Source organism: Pseudomonas sp. S5F11, assembly GCF_019641515.1.
Taxonomy (GTDB): Bacteria; Pseudomonadota; Gammaproteobacteria; order Pseudomonadales; family Pseudomonadaceae; genus Aquipseudomonas; species Aquipseudomonas rhodesiae.
In genome coordinates this window covers 1,640,171-1,656,967 of record NZ_JAIFJZ010000001.1, presented here as the reverse complement: position 1 = coordinate 1,656,967, position 16,797 = coordinate 1,640,171, and the positions used below count along the sequence as shown (strand labels likewise).

Here is a 16,797-nt window from a genome sequence, read left to right as displayed (position 1 = left end):
AGGGGGGCATGTAGGAGCTGTTCGATGACTGTGCCCGGAGCGGGCGCGATTATTCCCCGTGTATCTGTGCGAATTCGATCAGGCCGCTCTGTTCCGTGTGTAGGCAGATTCTGCTCAATCGGCAGGCGGCTTGATCGGGCGGTTATTGAGGGCTGGAGCGACCGGTCATCTCTCGTGCCATTTCAGTGGCATAGCTGTCGGTCATGCCGGCGATGAAGTCGATCATGCGCAGGAACGACGTGTGCAGTGGCCATGCCGGGTCCGGTGCGTTGTTGCCGAGCAAGTCGAGAATGCGCCGGTTCTTGAAGGACGGCGTGCGCCCGCCATGTTGCTCCAGTGCGGCGCCGCAGAACGCATTCAGGAGAATTTCCAGGGTGGTGTAAGCGCCGATTTCGTGCAGCGTCTTGCGCTTGTCCTGGAAGATTTTCTTGCGCGCCATGTCTTTGGCGTCCAACACACAGCGTTTGGCCGGACCGTGCATATGTTCGACCAGATCGCCGGGCAGGGTGCCGGCCAGCAAAGCATCCTGCTGATCGACGAACGCGCGCGCCGCGGCGTTGGTCAGGTGCTCGATGGCCTTGCCGCGCAGGATCGCCAGTTTGCGCCGGCGTGAGTCCTGCGGCCCCAATTGACGGTAGGTTTGCGGCAGGTCGTCGCCCACCAAATCGAGCAGCAACGACTCGACTTCGGCGTACTCCAGCAAGTCCATTTCCAGGCCGTCTTCCAGGTCGATCAAGGCGTAGCAGATGTCATCCGCGGCCTCCATCAGATAAACCAGCGGGTGACGCGCCCACCGTTGGTCCTCCAGTTGCGGCAGTCCGAGTTTGTGGGCGATCTGTTCCAGAATCGGCAACTCGCTCTGGTAGCAGCCGAACTTGTGCTTCTTGTAGCCCAGGGAGTCGGCGTGGCGGGCAGTCCAGGGGTATTTGAGGTAGGTGCCTAGGGTGGCGTACGTCAGCCGCGTGCCGCCGTCGAACTGGTGGTATTCCAATTGAGTGAGCACGCGAAAGCCTTGGGCATTGCCTTCGAAGTTGAGGAAGTCATTGCGCTCGGCGCTGCTCATGTCGTCCAGCCAGCCGCGGCCGGCTGCTTGTTGAAACCAGTGGCGGATAGCGTCTTCGCCTGAGTGCCCGAACGGCGGGTTACCGATGTCATGGGCCAGGCAGGCCGACTGCACCACCATGCCCAGGTCGCTGGGATCGCACCAGTCGGGCAGGGCGCTGCGCAGGGTCTCGCCCACGCGCATACCCAGGGAGCGGCCGACGCAGCTGACTTCCAGCGAGTGGGTCAAACGGGTGTGGATATGGTCGTTGCTCGACACGGGATGCACTTGCGTCTTGCGACCCAGGCGACGAAACGCGCCGGAGAAAATAATGCGGTCGTGATCTTTATGGAACGGGCTGCGGCCCAATTCTTCCGGGCTGTGCAGTGGTTTTCCAAGACGTTCGCGGGTCAGCAGGGTGGGCCAATCCAAGGCGGGTACTCTCCGTGCGGTGAATGACCCGCCCAGCTTCCCGGTTCCGCCGCGGCGGGGCAAGCGAAAATCTACAGGCCGGCGGCGTCGATATCGATTAACAGTAAGCGCTGACCGTTATCGAAGAATTGTCCGGCGGTGAGGCAGTACTGGTTGGTGGTGGCATCGCGGTAGGTCGAAGACAGCGTCAAGCGGCGCTCCTCCCAACCTTCGGCGAGCAGATGATAAAAGTACGGCCGCCACGACCAGTTGTGGCCAAGGTAGCGGCTATCACTCTGCCAGGCGTCCTGGCGCCACTCGAAATTGGGCGTCAGTTGGGTGCCGTGGCGGTCGCACTGATAAAAGCGCAGCAGCCAGGGGAATGCGGGCAATTGCGGTAACTGGCTCAACGGTGCCTTGGCCTGGGCCCAGCTTTGCAGGATGCTCATCAGCTCGGCCATTTGCTGGCGCAACTGCATGATGCGCCCGCGTTCCGCCAACTTCTGCTGGACGTATGCGGTGCGCAGTTGAGCAAAGCGTGGCACGAAGGCGTCGGTGGCGAACCAGTCCAACTGGGCTTGGGCAAACAAGTAACCTTGTACGTAGCGGGCGCCGCACTCCAGGGCGAAGTTCAGTTGCGCTTCAGTTTCCACGCCTTCGGCGATGATCCAGCAACCGGTCTTTTCCGCCATTTGTGCCAACGCGCGCACCACCTCGCTGCTTGGCCCGCCGCGCGCGGCCTCCTGAAACAGACGCATGTCTAGTTTGAGAATGTCCGGTTGCAACGCGAGCACCCGGTCCAGCTGGGAATAGCCGGCGCCGAAGTCATCGATTGCGATCCGCGCGCCCGCCTCACGGTAGCGCGCCACAACCTCTGCCAGGCGCCTGATGTCGCCCCCCAGTTCGGTGATCTCGAACACGATGCGCTGCGGGTCCACGCCGTGGCTGTGGATCTGTTTCAGGCTCGGCAACGGCTGGCCCGGACGCAGGCGGTTGATCCAGCGCGGTGAGATGTTCAGGCTCAGGAACCAGTCTTCAGGCGCCTCATGCAACCGGCTCAGGGCGTTATCGCGCAGCTGCCGGTCGAGTCGTCGCAGAGCTACGCCGGAGGTACGCGGGTCGGCGAACAGCGGGCCTACGGACTGCAGGCGACCGTCAGCCAGGCGCAGGCGACCCAAGGCTTCCACGCCGGCAATGCGGCCGGTGGCGGTATCGATGAAAGGCTGGAAGCAGGCGAGCGGTTGCCCGTCGATCACAAGGCCTCCTTAAGAGAGGTGGCGAAAAAAAGGCCCGCCCCTCGTGAACAAGAGGCCGGGCCGATTCTGTTAGCAAGAATGCAGCCAGCGAGGGCCGGCGCAGCTCAGTCTTTGCGCGAACGCCCTTGCATGGCCAGTTTGATCAACGGGATCAAACCCGCACCCAGGCGCACCAGACGCGTCACGCTGCTGATACTGCCGCCCTTGGCGCCCTTGCCAGTGAGGAAGCCCATCAGCGTCACCGCCGCCACGCCCCACAGCGGCGCGTGCTTGATGCCCAGGTTCTCCTGCCAGTTATGCCGCATGTCGCGCATCTTATGCAGGGGCGTGAGCAACTGCTGGGATTCGTGGCGGATTTCCTGGCGGTGCATTTCCATGCGCAGGCGGATCAAGGCCTTGCGCATTTCTCGCCGGGTGGTGGATTGCGGAACTTCAGTCAGGCTCATGGCAGCAGGCGCTCCCGGTCATTGGCCAACTCTTCGAGGGTGGCATGGAACGGTGTGGATTCATCGAACACCGCGGCTTTCAAGCGTACCCCGCAGAACGCGGCAGCCAGGCTATAAAACACGCAGAGGCAGATGATCCCTGTCAGGCGGTAGCCGGTGTCCCACACCAGAATCATCACCAGAGTCGACAACCCCACCAGCAACAGCAAAGCGAACACCAGGGCAAGGCCTGCGAACAGCAGCAGGCTGACGGTGCGGGCTTTCTGTTCCTGCAACTCGATGCCGAACAGTTCGACGTGGCTGTGCAGCAAGCCTAGAACGGCAGCGCCCAGGCGTCGTGAGGTAGAACTTGCGCCCGTAGACGAGCCACTTTCGCCGATAGACATAATTTAGCGCCTTGTAGCCAGCAGACCGATCAGAAAGCCCACGCCGGCGGCAATACCGATGGACTGCCAAGGGTTGGCCTGCACGTAATCTTCCGTTGCGGTGACCGCCGCCTGGCAGCGTTCGCGCAGGGAGTCTTCGGTCAATTGCAGGGTTTCACGGGCCTTGAGCAGGCTCTCGTGAATCTTGCTGCGCAGTTCATCGGCCTGGTCGCCGGCGAGGATAGCGGTGTCGTCCAGCAACTTTTCGGTGTCGCTGACCAGGGTTTGAAAATCCGCCATCAGTATTTCTTGAGCAGTCTTTGCAGTGGTTCTGGCCATGGGTATCTCCGTGATTGGCTGATCGGTGCGTGTGGTTTCGAGTCACCGGCGTCGGTGAAGGTTCATTGCGATTGCCTGGTACAGCTTTTGCTTTGGCTTGGTGCGCGGGCCCCACGGCCTGCGCTGAATCCGGGCGGTCGAGGCCAATGCCTTGAAAAACCTTACCCTAAAACACTTAAACCCGCGGAAAAACCCTGTCGGCAACGGCCTATTGTGATGTTCGCTGCGCTAAAGCGGTTCATGCCCCCAACAGAGGGGTGGTTCCGCCGGTTCCAATTTAGTGCGCGGATTTCTGGCTTGAACCGCTTTGGTGCTTTTTGCCCTGAGTACAGGCCTGCCAGCTTCCATGGACACTCTACAAAGTGCGGTGGACACCCTCGTCCATAGCTCCAACACCCTGTTTATTCTGATCGGCGCGGTCATGGTCCTGGCCATGCACGCCGGCTTCGCGTTTCTGGAAGTCGGTACGGTGCGTCAGAAAAACCAGGTCAACGCGCTGTCGAAGATCCTCAGCGATTTCGCGATCTCGACCCTGGCTTACTTCTTTATAGGCTATTGGATCTCCTACGGCGTGAGCTTTATGCAGCCGGCGGCGGTGATCAGTGCCGATCATGGCTACGGTCTGGTGAAGTTCTTCTTCCTGCTGACATTCGCCGCGGCAATTCCGGCGATCATCTCCGGGGGCATTGCCGAGCGTGCGAAATTCGCGCCGCAGTTGTGCGCCACCGCGTTGATCGTGGCCTTCATTTACCCATTTTTCGAAGGGTTGGTGTGGAACGGTAATTTCGGTCTGCAGGCCTGGTTGCTCAGCACTTTCGGTGCCGGTTTCCATGACTTTGCCGGCTCGGTGGTGGTGCATGCCATGGGCGGTTGGCTGGCGCTGGCGGCGGTGTTGCTGCTGGGCCCGCGCAACGGTCGCTATCGCGAGGGGCGGCTGGTGGCGTTCGCGCCGTCGAGCATTCCGTTCCTGGCGCTGGGTTCGTGGATTCTCATCGTCGGCTGGTTTGGCTTTAACGTGATGAGCGCGCAGACCCTTAACGGCGTCAGCGGTCTGGTGGCGGTCAACTCGCTGATGGCGATGGTCGGCGGCACCGTGGCTGCCCTGGTGATCGGTCGCAACGACCCTGGTTTTCTGCATAACGGGCCGTTGGCCGGATTGGTGGCGATCTGTGCTGGTTCCGACCTGATGCACCCGGTGGGCGCATTGGTCACCGGCGTGGTGGCCGGCGGTTTGTTCGTGTGGTGTTTTATCGCGGCCCAGGATCGCTGGAAAATCGACGACGTGCTGGGTGTGTGGCCGTTGCATGGCCTGTGCGGCGTGTGGGGTGGAATTGCCTGCGGGGTCTTTGGCCAGACGGCCCTTGGCGGGCTGGGCGGCGTGAGCCTGGCCAGCCAGTTGATCGGCACCGCCCTCGGTGTGGCGGTGGCGTTCGGCGGCGGCCTGTTGGTGTACGGCGTGATCAAGCGCGTGCACGGGCTGCGTCTGAGCCAGGAGCAGGAGTACTACGGCGCGGACCTGTCGATCCACAAGATCGGTGCGGTCAGTCAGGATTGATCGGCGCCTCATCGTTGTCGCTGGGCGGTGCGTGAAAGCCGTGCAGCAGGCGATAGCGGTTTTGCCGCACTTCATCAACGCGCGCCTGCACCTGTTGATCCGGCAGGCCCAGCAGGAGCAAGGCGTGGGAGGCGAGCATCAGGCTCGACTCCAATAACTCGGGCACCACTTCAGTGGCGCCCGCTGCTTTCAGTTCGGCCCACTGGCTATCATCGCGGGTGCGCACCAGGATCGGCACCTGGGCGTTGATACGGCGCGCCTCTTTAAGCACCACCAGCGCGACATCGCTGTTATCTACAGCAATCACCACCAATCGCGCGCGCTCTATGCCCACTGCGCTGAGCAGGGCGCCGCGCCGGCAGTCGCCGTAATGCACGCTGCTGTCTTCGGTCGCCGCTTCCTGAACCCGTTCCGGGTCATCATCCAGAGCGATGAATGCTTGTTGCTCGCGACGCAGAAAGCGCCCGATGGACTGTCCGACGCGCCCGTAACCGCAGATCACCGCATGGTTGCGCAGCTGCGCATTGAGCGCGGTGATGGTCTCCAGTTGCACCTGCTGATTGGGTTTGCGATGCAGGCGCAGGGCGATGGCCGGCGCGGCGCGCAATAGCAGGGGGGTGAGCAGCATCGAGCAAAACGTTGCGGCGAGCAGCAGGCCGTTGAATTGATCCGGGATCAGCCGGCTCTGCTGCATCTGTGCCATCAAGGCGAAGCAGAACTCGCCGCCCTGAGCCAGGGCCAGGCCGCTGCGCCAGGCGGTTTCCATGTCGCTGCCGCGCAGTTTGACCAGCACGGCGACCACGCACCCCTTGATCAGCATCAGCGTGAGGGTCATGCCGAGGATCAACAGGCTGTGGCTGAGGAACAATTGCAGGTCGATCAGCATGCCGATGCTGACGAAAAACAAGCCCAGCAGGATGTCGCGAAATGGTCGGATATCCGCTTCGATCTGATGGCGGTAATGGCTTTCACCCAGCAACATCCCGGCCAGGAACGCGCCCAGGGCAGGGGAGAGGCCGAGCAAATGGGTGAGCCAAGCGGTCAGTAGCACAATCACCAGGGCCAGCAACACAAACAGCTCCGCCGAGTGGGACGCGGCGACCTCACGGAACAGGCGCGGCAACAGCCAGCGGCTGGCAAGCAGCAGGCCGATAAACAGCACCACGGTCTTGCCCAAGGTCAGCGGCAACGCCAGGTACCAGGCCTGATCGCTGCTGCCGGCGAACACCGGCACCAGCGTCAGCAGTAACACTGCGACCACGTCCTGAAACAGCAACACGCCAATCGCATTCTGGCCATGGCTGCTGAAAATCTCGCCAAGGCTGCCCAACTCCTTGCTGACGATGGCCGTGGACGACAGCGCCAACCCCGCGCCGAGCAACAGCGCAATTCCGGGCGCCACCCCCAGTAGCATCAATGTGGCCCCCAGCAGCGCGCCGCACCCCAGTACCTGCAAGCTGCCCAGGCCAAACACCACATGGCGCAGGGCGAGCATCTTGTTCAGGGAAAATTCCAGGCCCAGGGAAAACAGCAGAAACACTACCCCCAGCTCGGCGAGATCGGGCAGCTCTTCGCTATCGTTCACCCAATCCAGCGCGGTGGGCCCCACGGCCAGGCCTACGCACAGATAGCCCAACACGGGCGGCAATTGCAGCCGGCGAAACAGGGCGATCACCACCAGGGATGACGCCAGAATGATCAGCAGGTTGGCGAACACAAACCTCTCCGTTACAGGGTCAGCTGACAAAAAGCCGCGAGAATGGCTGAATCAGTTATAGGCCATGGTGACTTGGGTCAGGTCTTTTTGGGGCGGCATGCACAACTCGCCACCCTCGGTAAGCAGGCTTAGAATGACCCACCTTATTCTGATCAGGCCCATTCGTCATGCTTCCTGAATGCCAGCTGTTCGGCACCCTGGGTTGCCACCTGTGTGAGTTTGCCGAAGCCGAAATCATGCCGCTCGTCGAACATGGGTTGCAGGTTGAGTTGGTGGATATCACCGATCCCGAGGACTTGACCGAGGTCTACGGCCTACGGATTCCGGTGCTTCGACGGGTAGACACGGGGGCGGAACTGGACTGGCCGTTCGACACCGACCAGGTGGTCGCCTTCCTTCTCTGACGTCGTGGCGATGGCGGGTTTCCAAATATTACGCTACTGTATGTTTGTACAGCGATGGAATAGAGGGAACGCCCGTGGTGAATGTTGAACAACTGAAAAGCAGCGTCAATCGCATGTCCGCCGACATCGTGCGCGATGCGGTGAACGAGCTGCGCCTGGACGGTCTGGTCACGGAAGGTAAGACGCCGTTCAACAAAGTGCATTTCAATACCTGCTTTGCCGAGATCGAAGCGCTGTTTCAGCGTGCCGGCTATCACAAGCAGTTGGACGTGGTGGGTTACCAAGGCTTGCTGTACGCCCTCTACGATCCGGGGCGTTGGGAGGCGGTGGACGTGTTGCGTTGGCTCAAGGAGTTCACCGAAGCGGCCAGTGCCTCGCCGATCCTGCGCGCTGAATTGGCCAAGGCCTGAGATCCGCCCTAGGCTCGATCCCGCTCCATGCGGGATAATGCCCGCCGATTTTCCCAGGCTTCGAGCGTCTTCATGTCCACTTCCGGTTTTTCCGCGTCCCAGCACCAGGCCAGCACCTTGTATCTGCCACCGGGCCCTTGGGCTACGGTGCTGGACTGTCTGTGCACGCACTTCCCCGCGATCAGCCGCGAACACTGGTTGGACCGCATCGCTCGCGGTCGCGTGCTGGACATCAACGGCGACCCCATCCAGCAAGATCTGGCCTACAGGGAAGGCCTGTGCATCTACTATTTTCGCGAGGTGCCCAACGAAAAGGTCATCCCGGTGCAGGAAACTATTCTGTATGCCGACGAACACTTGGTGGTGGCCGATAAACCGCACTTCCTACCCGTGACGCCGGCCGGCGAATACGTCGAACAGACGCTGTTGCGCCGCCTGATTCGTCGCCTGGACAACCCGTCGCTGGTGCCCCTGCATCGTATCGACCGGCACACCGCGGGGCTGGTGCTGTTCTCGGCCAACCCCCACAGCCGCGCGGCGTATCAGCAGCTGTTTCCTACGCGCAAGATCGATAAATTTTACGAAGCCATTGCCCCCGCGCTGCCGGATCTCACCTTTCCCTTGGTACACAAAAGTCGTCTGGTGGACGGTGAACCCTTCTTTCGCATGCAGGAAGGTCCCGGTGTCAGCAACACCGAAACCGCGGTGGAAGTTCGCGAAAAACATGGCGAGCTATGGCGTTACGGCCTGTTCCCGGTCACCGGCAAGAAGCACCAGTTGCGCGTGCACATGACCGCGCTGGGGGCGAGTATCTGCAATGACCCGTTCTACCCCGACGTGCTCAAGGACGCCGTGGACGACTACGCCAACCCACTTAAACTGCTGGCCCAGGGTGTGCGTTTTGTCGACCCGGTTACCGGCCAGACGCGCGACTTTCGCAGCCGCATCACCCTCGATTGGTGAGCGCCGGAAACGACAAGGCCCGCGCGAGGCGGGCCTTGTGGGCAAACGTTTAAGACTTACAGGTCTTTAACGGTGCGAACCTGGTCTTTATTGATACGGGTGTGCTTGCCGTCCAGCTGTTCGAATTCGTAGAAGCCCGAATCTTCATCGTATTTCGGGGTGTCGACGGCCTGGATTTCACGCCCGTCATTCAGGGTGATCACGGTAGGCGAGGCGCAACCGGCGAGGGTAGCGAGGCCCAGGGCGAGCATGAAAGCGGCGATGGTCCGTTGAGTCATGGGTGTGTCTCCAAGAGAATTCTTTGAAATTGCTGACCTTGTGACGCGTAAGGCGTCGCCAAAGTTCCTTGTACGAAAGTTCATTCTGACACGTCAGACTTCTGGTGCAACAGTTCGGGTGTGTTCAAGTTGGCCAGGCGTGGATCATTCGCCGGGCATTCCAGGCCCACGCCACCCAGTTGCAGGAGGATCTTGCGCGGGCTGCGCTCGCCAGCGTGCCAGGCTTGTTCTACCGCGTTCCTGAGGTGCGTTGGGATGATGCAGATCAAGGGTTCCCAGAATTCCCCATGGCGCACCATCACCGGCGACTGCGGGGTGCGTCGGGCCGTGTCACGCAGGTCGGCGAGCAGGCGCGCGTCGATATGCGGCACATCGCAGGGCAACACCAGCAAGTGCTCATGGCGCGCGGCGGCGAGGCCGGCGCGGATACCGGCGAGCGGCCCGGGGAAGTCCGCGCTGTCGTCGTTTACTAGGTGATCGGCGTATGCCGCGTAACGGTCTTGGTTGCGGTTGCAGGAGATGATCAAGTCGTCGGTCAGCCCGCGCACCAAGCCCTGCAAGTGCGCAATCAGCGGCTGGCCGCGCCAGGTTAGCAAGCCTTTGTCCTGGCCGCCCATGCGTTGGCCGCGGCCACCGGACAGCAATAGAATCGAACAGGGCAGAGGGCACGAATCAAAGGACATGGTGGTTCCGCAGCGGCAAGCAAAGGAGGGCCTGTGATATAACACCGGGCTGTTCCTTCGACAACCGGACCGTGCCATGAAAGCCAAGGTTGATGCGCCTTTTGTACCCCTGAATATCGCTGTATTGACCGTCAGTGACACCCGCACCCTGGATACCGACACCTCGGGCCAAGTCTTCGTCGACCGTCTGACCGCCGCCGGCCATCGCCTGGCCGAGCGCGTGCTGCTCAAGGACGATCTCTACAAGATCCGCGCCCAGGTTGCCCACTGGATCGCCGAAGACGTGGTGCAAGTGGTGTTGATCACCGGCGGCACTGGCTTTACCGGCCGCGACAGCACCCCCGAAGCGGTGAGCTGTCTGCTGGACAAGCAGGTCGACGGCTTTGGTGAGCTGTTCCGCCAGATATCCGTGGCTGATATCGGCACCTCCACCGTGCAATCCCGCGCGCTGGCTGGTCTGGCCAACGGCACCCTGGTGTGCTGCCTGCCGGGCTCCACCAATGCGGTGCGCACCGGTTGGGACGGCATCCTCGCCGAGCAGTTGGACAACCGCCATCGCCCGTGCAACTTCGTCCCGCACCTCAAACTGGCTGAACCTTGTGAATCCCGTGGGTAAGCCCGGCAAGGCCGGCGCCCTCATGCCGGTAGAGCAGGCGCTGCAACAGCTGCTGGACCTGGCCGACGCCACGCCGATTCGCGAGCAGGAGACGTTGCCCCTGGCCGGCTGCGACGGTCGCGTACTCGCGCATGCGCTGATCTCCACCCTCGACCTGCCGCCCTGGCCCAACAGTGCCATGGATGGCTACGCCGTGCGCCTCTCTGACTGGACCGGCGAGCCGCTGGTGGTTAGCCAACGTATCTTCGCCGGTCAGGCGCCGCAGCCCCTGGCGGCAGGAACCTGCGCGCGGATTTTCACCGGTGCGCCGGTCCCCGCCGGCGCCGATTGCGTGGAGATGCAAGAAAACGCCGTGGTCCACGCCGATGAACGGGTGAGCTTCAGCGAACCCCTGCGCACGGGCCAGAACATCCGCCCCCAGGGCCAGGAAACCACCGTCGGCGAAACCGTGCTCGACGCGGGCACGCGCCTGGGGCCCATTGAGCTCGGCTTGGCCGCGTCCTTGGGCTGCGATGGCCTGGCCGTGGTGCGTCGCCCGCGGGTGGCGGTGCTGTCCACCGGCGACGAACTGATCGAACCGGGCTTGCCCCTCGGCCCGGGGCAGATCTACAACAGCAATCGCCGCGTGCTGTGCAGTTGGCTGGCGCGGATGGGCTGTGAAGTGATCGATGCCGGGATTCTGCCTGACGACCTGGAACAGACCCGTGGGCGTCTGGCCGGGTTGGGCAGCGTTGACCTGATCCTGTCCACCGGCGGCGTGTCGGTGGGGGAGGCGGACTTCCTCGGCGTCGCCCTGCGTGAAGAGGGCGAGCTGGCGTTATGGAAACTGGCGATCAAGCCAGGCAAGCCGCTGACGGTCGGCCATTTTCGCGGTGTGCCGGTGATCGGTCTGCCTGGTAACCCGGCGTCTACCCTGGTGACGTTTGCGCTCTTGGCGCGCCCGTACATCCTGCGGCGTCTAGGCGTACTCGACGTGACACCGTTGCGCTTCGAGGTTCCGGTGGGTTTCGAATGGCCCAAGCCGGGCAACCGCCGCGAGTACCTGCGCGGGCGTATCGAGCAGGGCCGCGCGGTCATCTATCGCAACCAGAGTTCCGGTGTGCTGCGCAGCGCGGCGTGGGCAGAGGGATTTGTGGAGGTGTTGGAAGGCACAACGCTTAATGTGGGGGATCGAGTCAACTTCATCCCGCTGAGCGAAGTCCTCAACTGAATAAAAAGTCCGAGTGTGGGAGCGAGGACACTGATAGCGGAGTAACAGTCACCTAATGGCTGGCTGAATCACTGCCATCGGGGGCAAGCCCCCTCCCACCCTTGATAATCATTGCCTGGGCTGGATCATACGGCGCAGCACCGCGCAAACCATACTGCTTCCCCCGGTATCAACTGAAAAGCCGGCTCAAAATGTGGGAGGGGGCTCGCCCCCGATGACGGCTCGCTATTCAGTAATCGTCTCCGCGCTCGGTCACATCCCGCTCCACCGGTCCCGCATGCGGGTCAAATCCCACCGGGAACTTGCCTTTCAATGTCCAAGCAAACGCAATGATCTCGGCAATGGTGCGATACAACTCCTCGGGAATGCTGTCGCCCAATTCCATGCGGGCCAGCAGTTTTACCAACTCGGCGTTTTCATAGATCGGTACTTCGTTTTCCCGCGCCAGCTTGAGGATGGCTTCGGCCAGGGCATCATCGCCTTTGGCGGTGAGCGTTGGCGCCTGCTGGCCGTCGTACTTGAGGGCAATCGCCTGGCGAGATGATTCGGTGGTCTTCATGCGGTTTCGTCCACCCAGCGTTGTTCCAGGCCTGTCTTGGGGCCCCGTGGCGGCGTGCCAAGGTGGCAGTCGAGGTCGCCGACGTTGAGGCCCGAGGTCACCAGGCGCTCGCGCAGACTGCCCAAATGGCTTTCGATCAGGCTCGCGGTAAACGGTCGGGTCGCCCACAGTTGGCTCGACAACTTGCCCTGGCTCAACTGCGCCTGCACCTGCAACGGGCCCAGGGGTTCCATATCGAAGGCCAGCTCAACGCGCCAGAGCATCTGCTTGGCGTCCTTATTGGCTTTGCGTTCGGGCTGATCCTTGTCCGGCGCCGGTTCTTCACGCTGGAACTTGACCTGCAACGGCACGATGTCCTGCAGGGTGCGCATGGGGATTTCCAACTGCCAAGTGGTTTGCAGGCGGCCATCGGCCGTAGTGCCGGTTTGTTCCAGGCTCGACAACTGATGGCTCTGCAAGCGCGAGATCGCTCCGGCGGCCAGGCGCAGCAGGTTTTCCAGATCGCCTTCGCCCTCCAGCTTGCCCATCAGGCGTTCGGGCAGCGGGAAGCTCACCGGTGCCTGGCGTGCGCTGACTTGCCCCAAGGTATTCAGCGGGCTGCGCACAAAGTTCGGCAGTATCTGGGCCAGGGTGTTGGCGGCCAGGATGGCATTGAGGTTGGTATTGGCGGGCAGGGCGGGGACCAGATCGGCGACCAACCGCAGCAGCGCACCTTTCATATCCAGGGGCGGTACCTGCGGGTTCTGGCCGGCCAGCAGTTTGGCCTCCAAAAACGCGCCGCTGTTCTGAATCACCTGGGCCAGCACTTTCGGGTTGCTCACCTGGGCCAGGTCCGGCAGGGCGGCCAGCAGACGGTCGGCGGCGGCGCGTAGGTCCGCCGAGGTACTGCCCTCACGCGGTAAGTTCTGCAACGCGTTGAACACTGCATCCAGCGAACCTTGGCGGCTTTGTTGGGTCGCCAGCTGTTGCGTGACGGCCAACTGATCCTTGAGCCCGCTCAACGGCACGAAATTCAAGGTTTGCGCGTTCTGCACCACCGCGCTGAGCAGGCTGCCGACGCGCAACGGCTGCGGGCTCTCCACGGTCAGCGTCGCGCCGGCCATGGCACTGTTGAGCACTGTGACCAGCGAGCGGTAGATCGCCGGCTGTGTGGTGCTCAGGGGCAACACCTGGGTGGTCAGCACCTTGGCCTGCAGCAGCGTGCCTTTGGGGATTTTGCTGGTATCGATGCGCGTCAGGGCGGCGACGTTGGCGCTCAACGCTTGCTGCAGGCTCAAGGTCAGGTTGCCTGCAGCCGTCTGACTGACCGCCACATTGCTGCCCAGGGGCAACGGCTGTGGGCTGCTGGCTTGCACCAGGGTCTGGCGGCCGCCATCGAGGGTCAGCTTGAGCAGCAACTGGAAAGCCTCGCCGCCTTGTTTGAGGGCGATGACTTCCGCATTGGCGGTTTTCCCCGGGTCGATCAGCCCCGTCTGCGGCTCCAGCAGTTTAAGCAGTGCGCCGGCCGCCGGCAGCGATGGAGCGCCGCTCGCCGGGCTGGCAGGTAACGTAGGAAGGTTGATCTCACCGGTCATTGCGTGCGCCGTCTCTGGGGAAATTGCCCTCTTTAGAGTAGGGCATCACATGTATAATGCCGCCCGTCTGCAAAGAGAGCGGTAAAAACCTCACAACTATTTGATCCAGCTCTCTAAAATCGGTCGCCAAAGCCGTTATTGTGCATCTCTCTTTAACGGCCGCTGCACCGCCGACTTGAACCGTAAAGGCCCGCGATCTTTTGACCAGCCCTCTTCTTGAAGCCGTAGCGCTTGCCTGTGAACGCGACCTGCGCCTGCTGTTCGAGCACCTCGAACTGCGGCTGGCGGCCGGCGACATGGTGCAGGTCAGTGGCCCCAACGGCAGTGGCAAGACCAGCCTGCTGCGCCTGTTGGCCGGGTTGATGCAACCCACGGCCGGTGAAGTGCGCCTCAACGGCAAGCCTCTTAACGAGCAGCGCGGCGAATTGGCGCGCAATCTGATCTGGATCGGCCATGCCGCCGGTATCAAAGATGTGCTCACTCCCGAAGAAAACCTCAGCTGGCTCACCGCCCTGCATCACCCGGCGTCCCGCGAGGCGATCTGGCAGGCGCTGGCCGCTGTCGGTCTTAAAGGCTTTGAAGACGTGCCTTGCCACACCTTGTCCGCCGGCCAGCAGCGCCGTGTCGCTCTGGCGCGCCTGTATTTGCCGGGCGCGCCGCTGTGGGTTCTCGATGAACCCTTCACTGCCCTGGATAAGCAAGGCGTGGCCCAATTGGAAGAACACCTGGCCCGGCATTGCGAGCAGGGCGGTCTGGTGCTGCTCACCACGCACCACAGTTTGACGCGGGTGCCCGCCGGTTACCGTGAGTTGGACCTGGGGCGGTGGTCGCTATGAGTGTGTTCGCCTTGCTGGTCGCCCGCGAAGCGCGCTTGCTGTGCCGCCGCCCAGCTGAATTGGCCAACCCGCTGGTGTTCTTTGCCATCGTGATTGCGTTGTTCCCGCTGGCGGTCGGTCCCGAGACTAAACTGTTGCAAACCTTGTCGCCGGGACTGGTGTGGGTAGCGGCGCTTTTGTCCGTCCTGCTCTCGCTGGACGGGCTGTTTCGCAGTGATTTCGAGGACGGTTCTCTGGAACAGTGGGTCCTTTCGTCGCACCCCCTGCCACTTCTGGTGTTGGCCAAGGTACTGGCACACTGGGCTTTTTCCGGCTTGGCGCTAGTCTTGCTCTCGCCGCTGCTGGCGATGATGCTGGGTTTGCCCGTCGAATGCCTGCCGATCCTGCTGCTGAGCCTGTTGCTCGGTACGCCGGTCCTCAGCCTGCTGGGGGCGGTGGGCGCGGCGCTGACAGTAGGTTTGAAGCGCGGCGGGCTGTTGCTGGCGCTATTGATCCTGCCGTTGTACATCCCGGTATTGATCCTCGGCAGCGGTGCCTTGCAAGCCGCGCTCATGGGCATGCCGGCAACCGGTTACCTGCTGTGGCTTGGCAGCCTGACCGCCCTGGCGGTAACCCTGACACCTTTTGCGATAGCCGCCGGCCTGAAGATCAGCGTCGGCGAATAATGAGGTCTGGCCGGGCGTTATGCCTTCGCCAGTAAAGACCCTAAGCTGCTTGCCACGACAAGCGGTAACCGTGACGGAAACAGCAATGAACTGGACCTGGTTTCACAAGCTCGGCTCGCCCAAATGGTTTTATGGCATCAGCGGTAAATTGCTGCCGTGGTTGAGCCTCTTCGCCGCAGCGCTGATCGGCATCGGCCTGGTCTGGGGCCTGGCCTTCGCGCCGCCGGACTACCAGCAAGGCGATAGCTTCCGGATCATCTATATCCACGTGCCCACCGCGCTGCTGGCCCAGTCCTGCTACGTGATGCTGGCGGTGTGCGGCATTGTCGGGCTGGTGTGGAAGATGAAACTGGCCGACGTGGCCCTACAATGCGCCGCGCCCATCGGCGCGTGGATGACCGCCGTGGCGCTGGTCACCGGCGCCATCTGGGGCAAACCCACCTGGGGCTCGTGGTGGGTGTGGGATGCACGACTGACGTCTATGTTGATCCTGCTGTTTCTGTACTTCGGTCTGATTGCGCTGGGCAATGCGATCAGCAATCGTGACAGCGCCGCCAAGGCCTGCGCGGTACTGGCCATTGTCGGTGTGATCAATATTCCGATCATCAAGTACTCGGTGGAGTGGTGGAACACCCTGCACCAGGGCGCCACCTTCACCCTCACGGAAAAACCGGCGATGCCCGTGGAAATGTGGGCGCCGCTGCTGTTGATGGTGCTGGGGTTCTATTGTTTCTTCGGCGCGGTGCTGCTGATGCGCATGCGCCTTGAAGTGCTCAAGCGCGAGGCCCGCGCCAGTTGGGTCAAGGCCGAAGTGCAAAGCTGCCTGGGGGCGCGGGGATGAGTTTCAGTTCTTTCGGCGATTTTCTCGCCATGGGCCATCACGGCCTGTATGTCTGGACGGCCTATGGCATCTGCCTGGCGGTGCTGGCCCTCAACGTCGTCGCGCCGATCCTGGCGCGCAAGCGTTACCTGCAACAAGAGGCGCGTCGTCTGCGCCGGGAGACCGATAAGTGAATCCGCTGCGTAGAAAGCGTCTGTTGATCATCCTTGCCATCCTGGTGGGCGTCGGCATTGCCGTGGGCCTGGCCTTGAGCGCCTTGCAGCAGAACATCAACCTGTTTTACACGCCGACCCAGATCGCCAATGGCGAAGCGCCGCTGGACACACGCATCCGTGCCGGCGGAATGGTGGAGAAAGGCTCGCTGAAGCGTTCCGGCGATTCCCTGGACGTCACCTTCGTGGTCACCGACTTCAACAAGGCCGTGACCATCACCTACCGCGGTATCCTCCCGGACCTGTTCCGCGAAGGCCAGGGCATCGTCGCCCTGGGCAAACTCAACGCCGACGGCGTGGTGGTGGCCGATGAAGTGCTGGCCAAGCACGACGAAAAATACATGCCGCCGGAAGTCACCAAAGCCTTGAAAGACAGCGGCCAGTCCGCCCCTGCACCCGCGAAGGAGGGCTAAGC

Annotated in this window: 21 protein-coding genes; 11 read left to right on the top strand and 10 right to left on the bottom strand. The window is 62.2% G+C overall.

Going from position 1 to position 16,797, the window contains the following annotated elements:
* Positions 1-142: 142 nt before the first annotated feature.
* The 5 genes from K1567_RS07250 to K1567_RS07230 form a co-directional block, all read right to left on the bottom strand.
* Positions 143-1,474: a deoxyguanosinetriphosphate triphosphohydrolase gene (locus K1567_RS07250; RefSeq protein WP_034096612.1), complete on the bottom strand. Its 1,332-nt coding sequence runs from the start codon at positions 1,472-1,474 to the stop codon at positions 143-145.
* Between the two features lie 71 nt (positions 1,475-1,545).
* On the bottom strand, positions 1,546-2,709 hold the full coding sequence (locus K1567_RS07245; RefSeq protein ID WP_034096613.1) for an EAL domain-containing protein: 1,164 nt from the start codon (positions 2,707-2,709) through the stop codon (positions 1,546-1,548).
* 104 nt (positions 2,710-2,813) lie between these two features.
* Complete coding sequence (locus K1567_RS07240) at positions 2,814-3,155, bottom strand: hypothetical protein (RefSeq protein ID WP_034096614.1); 342 nt, start codon at positions 3,153-3,155, stop codon at positions 2,814-2,816.
* Positions 3,152-3,541, bottom strand: coding sequence for a phage holin family protein (locus K1567_RS07235; protein WP_034096615.1), 390 nt, complete (start codon positions 3,539-3,541; stop codon positions 3,152-3,154). The genes K1567_RS07240 and K1567_RS07235 overlap by 4 nt, the downstream gene beginning before the upstream one ends.
* 3 nt (positions 3,542-3,544) lie before the next feature.
* Positions 3,545-3,859: a YqjD family protein gene (locus tag K1567_RS07230; protein ID WP_220698288.1), complete on the bottom strand. Its 315-nt coding sequence runs from the start codon at positions 3,857-3,859 to the stop codon at positions 3,545-3,547.
* 346 nt (positions 3,860-4,205) lie between these two features.
* On the opposite strand from K1567_RS07230, the gene K1567_RS07225 reads away from it, so the two are divergent.
* Positions 4,206-5,414, top strand: a complete 1,209-nt coding sequence (locus K1567_RS07225) for an ammonium transporter (RefSeq protein WP_040266256.1) — start codon at positions 4,206-4,208, stop codon at positions 5,412-5,414.
* Here the strand turns inward: K1567_RS07225 and K1567_RS07220 are convergent.
* Entirely contained in the window at positions 5,401-7,131 is a 1,731-nt protein-coding gene (locus K1567_RS07220; RefSeq protein ID WP_034096618.1) for a monovalent cation:proton antiporter-2 (CPA2) family protein, read from the bottom strand. The genes K1567_RS07225 and K1567_RS07220 overlap by 14 nt on opposite strands.
* Positions 7,132-7,298: 167 nt before the next feature.
* Between K1567_RS07220 and K1567_RS07215 the strand changes: the two genes are divergently transcribed.
* From K1567_RS07215 to K1567_RS07205, 3 genes are all read left to right on the top strand, one after another.
* Positions 7,299-7,535: a glutaredoxin family protein gene (locus K1567_RS07215; RefSeq protein WP_034096619.1), complete on the top strand. Its 237-nt coding sequence runs from the start codon at positions 7,299-7,301 to the stop codon at positions 7,533-7,535.
* 74 nt (positions 7,536-7,609) lie between these two features.
* Positions 7,610-7,945, top strand: coding sequence for a hypothetical protein (locus K1567_RS07210; protein WP_034096620.1), 336 nt, complete (start codon positions 7,610-7,612; stop codon positions 7,943-7,945).
* A 72-nt stretch (positions 7,946-8,017) separates the two neighbouring features.
* Positions 8,018-8,908, top strand: a complete 891-nt coding sequence (locus K1567_RS07205; protein WP_034096621.1) for a pseudouridine synthase — start codon at positions 8,018-8,020, stop codon at positions 8,906-8,908.
* Positions 8,909-8,964: 56 nt separating this feature from the next.
* On the opposite strand, the gene K1567_RS07200 is transcribed toward K1567_RS07205, so the two are convergent.
* Both K1567_RS07200 and mobA read right to left on the bottom strand, forming a co-directional pair.
* Positions 8,965-9,186, bottom strand: a complete 222-nt coding sequence (locus K1567_RS07200; protein WP_034096622.1) for a YgdI/YgdR family lipoprotein — start codon at positions 9,184-9,186, stop codon at positions 8,965-8,967.
* An 80-nt stretch (positions 9,187-9,266) separates the two neighbouring features.
* Positions 9,267-9,869 carry a molybdenum cofactor guanylyltransferase MobA gene (gene mobA, locus K1567_RS07195; RefSeq protein WP_034096623.1) on the bottom strand — a complete coding sequence of 201 codons (603 nt, stop codon included), beginning with the start codon at positions 9,867-9,869 and terminating at the stop codon, positions 9,267-9,269.
* 76 nt (positions 9,870-9,945) lie between these two features.
* On the opposite strand from mobA, the gene moaB reads away from it, so the two are divergent.
* Positions 9,946-10,485 carry a molybdenum cofactor biosynthesis protein B gene (gene moaB, locus K1567_RS07190; protein WP_034096624.1) on the top strand — a complete coding sequence of 180 codons (540 nt, stop codon included), beginning with the start codon at positions 9,946-9,948 and terminating at the stop codon, positions 10,483-10,485.
* A complete protein-coding gene (glp, locus tag K1567_RS07185; RefSeq protein WP_220698287.1) occupies positions 10,469-11,695 on the top strand; it encodes a gephyrin-like molybdotransferase Glp in 1,227 nt (408 codons plus the stop codon). Before moaB ends, glp begins: the two co-directional genes overlap by 17 nt.
* Positions 11,696-11,924: 229 nt before the next feature.
* Here glp and K1567_RS07180 read toward each other — a convergent pair whose 3' ends face one another.
* Both K1567_RS07180 and K1567_RS07175 read right to left on the bottom strand, forming a co-directional pair.
* Positions 11,925-12,254, bottom strand: coding sequence for an EscU/YscU/HrcU family type III secretion system export apparatus switch protein (locus tag K1567_RS07180; RefSeq protein WP_034112674.1), 330 nt, complete (start codon positions 12,252-12,254; stop codon positions 11,925-11,927).
* Positions 12,251-13,828 carry a flagellar hook-length control protein FliK gene (locus K1567_RS07175; RefSeq protein WP_220698286.1) on the bottom strand — a complete coding sequence of 526 codons (1,578 nt, stop codon included), beginning with the start codon at positions 13,826-13,828 and terminating at the stop codon, positions 12,251-12,253. Before K1567_RS07175 ends, K1567_RS07180 begins: the two co-directional genes overlap by 4 nt.
* Positions 13,829-14,028: 200 nt before the next feature.
* Between K1567_RS07175 and ccmA the strand changes: the two genes are divergently transcribed.
* The 5 genes from ccmA (at position 14,029) to ccmE (ending at position 16,795) form a co-directional block, all read left to right on the top strand.
* Entirely contained in the window at positions 14,029-14,664 is a 636-nt protein-coding gene (gene ccmA, locus K1567_RS07170; protein WP_034112678.1) for a cytochrome c biogenesis heme-transporting ATPase CcmA, read from the top strand.
* Positions 14,661-15,329: a heme exporter protein CcmB gene (gene ccmB / locus K1567_RS07165; protein WP_034096629.1), complete on the top strand. Its 669-nt coding sequence runs from the start codon at positions 14,661-14,663 to the stop codon at positions 15,327-15,329. The genes ccmA and ccmB overlap by 4 nt, the downstream gene beginning before the upstream one ends.
* Before the next feature lie 85 nt (positions 15,330-15,414).
* Entirely contained in the window at positions 15,415-16,170 is a 756-nt protein-coding gene (locus tag K1567_RS07160; RefSeq protein ID WP_034096630.1) for a heme ABC transporter permease, read from the top strand.
* Positions 16,167-16,343, top strand: a complete 177-nt coding sequence (ccmD, locus tag K1567_RS07155) for a heme exporter protein CcmD (RefSeq protein WP_034096631.1) — start codon at positions 16,167-16,169, stop codon at positions 16,341-16,343. The genes K1567_RS07160 and ccmD overlap by 4 nt, the downstream gene beginning before the upstream one ends.
* On the top strand, positions 16,340-16,795 hold the full coding sequence (gene ccmE, locus K1567_RS07150) for a cytochrome c maturation protein CcmE (RefSeq protein WP_034096632.1): 456 nt from the start codon (positions 16,340-16,342) through the stop codon (positions 16,793-16,795). Before ccmD ends, ccmE begins: the two co-directional genes overlap by 4 nt.
* The last annotated feature ends 2 nt before the right edge of the window (positions 16,796-16,797 follow it).

Coding starts and splice junctions, on each gene's coding strand:
- mobA (WP_034096623.1), bottom strand. CDS start 9,869: ATGTCCTTTGATTCGTGCCCTCTGCCCTGTTCGATTCTATTGCTGTCC.
- K1567_RS07235 (WP_034096615.1), bottom strand. CDS start 3,541: ATGTCTATCGGCGAAAGTGGCTCGTCTACGGGCGCAAGTTCTACCTCA.
- ccmB (WP_034096629.1), top strand. CDS start 14,661: ATGAGTGTGTTCGCCTTGCTGGTCGCCCGCGAAGCGCGCTTGCTGTGC.
- K1567_RS07215 (WP_034096619.1), top strand. CDS start 7,299: ATGCTTCCTGAATGCCAGCTGTTCGGCACCCTGGGTTGCCACCTGTGT.
- K1567_RS07205 (WP_034096621.1), top strand. CDS start 8,018: ATGTCCACTTCCGGTTTTTCCGCGTCCCAGCACCAGGCCAGCACCTTG.
- K1567_RS07180 (WP_034112674.1), bottom strand. CDS start 12,254: ATGAAGACCACCGAATCATCTCGCCAGGCGATTGCCCTCAAGTACGAC.
- K1567_RS07230 (WP_220698288.1), bottom strand. CDS start 3,859: ATGGCCAGAACCACTGCAAAGACTGCTCAAGAAATACTGATGGCGGAT.
- K1567_RS07160 (WP_034096630.1), top strand. CDS start 15,415: ATGAACTGGACCTGGTTTCACAAGCTCGGCTCGCCCAAATGGTTTTAT.
- ccmD (WP_034096631.1), top strand. CDS start 16,167: ATGAGTTTCAGTTCTTTCGGCGATTTTCTCGCCATGGGCCATCACGGC.
- K1567_RS07200 (WP_034096622.1), bottom strand. CDS start 9,186: ATGACTCAACGGACCATCGCCGCTTTCATGCTCGCCCTGGGCCTCGCT.
- moaB (WP_034096624.1), top strand. CDS start 9,946: ATGAAAGCCAAGGTTGATGCGCCTTTTGTACCCCTGAATATCGCTGTA.
- K1567_RS07175 (WP_220698286.1), bottom strand. CDS start 13,828: ATGACCGGTGAGATCAACCTTCCTACGTTACCTGCCAGCCCGGCGAGC.
- K1567_RS07240 (WP_034096614.1), bottom strand. CDS start 3,155: ATGAGCCTGACTGAAGTTCCGCAATCCACCACCCGGCGAGAAATGCGC.
- K1567_RS07225 (WP_040266256.1), top strand. CDS start 4,206: ATGGACACTCTACAAAGTGCGGTGGACACCCTCGTCCATAGCTCCAAC.